We start from the raw sequence: 1,233 nt of genomic DNA, 5'->3' as shown, positions 1-1,233 counted from the left end.
AACGTTTTTAATAATGATCATTTATCCCTCAGATGGCATGCTTACGGCCTTTTGCAGGAAGGAAACTCATGCTTATTGGTTATGTGAGGGTATCAACAAATGACCAGAACACGGCACTACAACGAAATGCGCTCGAGTGTGCAGGATGTGAACTGCTTTTCGAAGACAAGATCAGCGGTAAGGTGTCCGACAGACCAGGATTAAAAAAGGTGCTCCGGACGCTATCTGAAGGCGATACGCTGGTGGTGTGGAAACTGGATCGGCTCGGGCGAAGCATGCGACATCTTGTTGGGTTAGTGGAGGAACTGCGGGAGAAAGGTGTTAACTTCCGGAGCCTGACGGATAGCATCGATACGAGTACGCCTATGGGGCGCTTCTTCTTTCATGTAATGGGCGCGCTGGCCGAAATGGAAAGGGAGCTTATTGTCGAACGCACCCGGGCAGGTTTAGAAGCTGCACGCGCGGAAGGTCGCATTGGTGGCCGTAGGCCAAAACTAACGGATGAGCAGTGGGCGCAGGCAGGGAGACTAATCGCTGCAGGGGAAACGCGTCAGCGTGTGGCAATAATTTACGATGTAGGAGTTTCAACACTATACCGAAAATTTCCTGTTGGCAGGGATTAGACCTGATGCAGGTCGCCGGTAAAGATTGATGCTGGCAGCCTGCATAACTTTACAGCCCAACCTGGCGAACTGTCGGGAACTCAGACACCAGCCACATATCGGCCTCTTCAAACATATCCTCCAGCATGCGGTTCAGCTTTTCCCGATCGCTTTTGCTGGCATCGCTATTCAAGCCGTTCGCCTGCATCGGCTTCACCTTCACTTCGGCATCAGGGAAAATCTGGTGCACTCGCTTCGTCAACTCAGCCAGGATGATCTCTCTGGCCCCCGCCAACCCTTCAACATTACGCTTGTCATAAACCAGTTCAACGAACATAAAAGCCTCCGGAAACTACTGTGATTGCATACAGTATTCTTACTGTAAAAATAAACAGTGTCAAGGAGAGCGTAGCGCGAAGAGGTGATGTATTTTTGTTACCCTTAGTTACAAATAGAAAAACCCCAGACTGTGAAATCTGGGGTTCTTTTAAAGTGCACGTGCATTTCACGTGCATGTTTTTGTCTTTTCTCGGTCTGCCTGCTGTCTGGTCAGTGTCCGTAAGTGGCTGTTTTTATTGCCGCTGTCCGGTTGCAGTCCTATCAAAAGTGGTGGAGCTGGCGGGAGTTGAAC

At 50.0% G+C, this 1,233-nt stretch carries 3 protein-coding genes; 2 read left to right on the top strand and 1 reads right to left on the bottom strand.

Going from position 1 to position 1,233, the window contains the following annotated elements; all coding sequences use genetic code 11:
- The first annotated feature begins 68 nt into the window (after nucleotides 1–68).
- A complete protein-coding gene (locus tag BZK42_RS27835; protein WP_080861604.1) occupies nucleotides 69–623 on the top strand; it encodes a recombinase family protein in 555 nt (184 codons plus the stop codon).
- Nucleotides 624–672: 49 nt separating this feature from the next.
- On the opposite strand, the gene BZK42_RS27830 is transcribed toward BZK42_RS27835, so the two are convergent.
- A complete protein-coding gene (locus tag BZK42_RS27830; protein WP_080861601.1) occupies nucleotides 673–939 on the bottom strand; it encodes a DinI family protein in 267 nt (88 codons plus the stop codon).
- Nucleotides 940–959: 20 nt separating this feature from the next.
- Here BZK42_RS27830 and BZK42_RS29120 point away from each other — a divergent pair.
- A partial coding sequence (locus BZK42_RS29120) for a hypothetical protein (protein WP_211280456.1) occupies nucleotides 960–1,233 on the top strand: 274 nt, incomplete at its 3' end.

Origin of the sequence: Citrobacter braakii, assembly GCF_002075345.1 — a bacterium.
In the GTDB taxonomy this organism is placed as follows: Bacteria; Pseudomonadota; Gammaproteobacteria; order Enterobacterales; family Enterobacteriaceae; genus Citrobacter; species Citrobacter braakii.
The sequence above is the reverse complement of the archived record's forward strand: the minus strand, read 5'-3'. Positions and strand labels throughout refer to the sequence as shown.

What these genes read in the sequence shown, in the direction of transcription:
- BZK42_RS27835 (WP_080861604.1), top strand. Translation starts at nt 69, where the DNA reads ATGCTTATTGGTTATGTGAGGGTATCAACAAATGACCAGAACACGGCA.
- BZK42_RS27830 (WP_080861601.1), bottom strand. Translation starts at nt 939, where the DNA reads ATGTTCGTTGAACTGGTTTATGACAAGCGTAATGTTGAAGGGTTGGCG.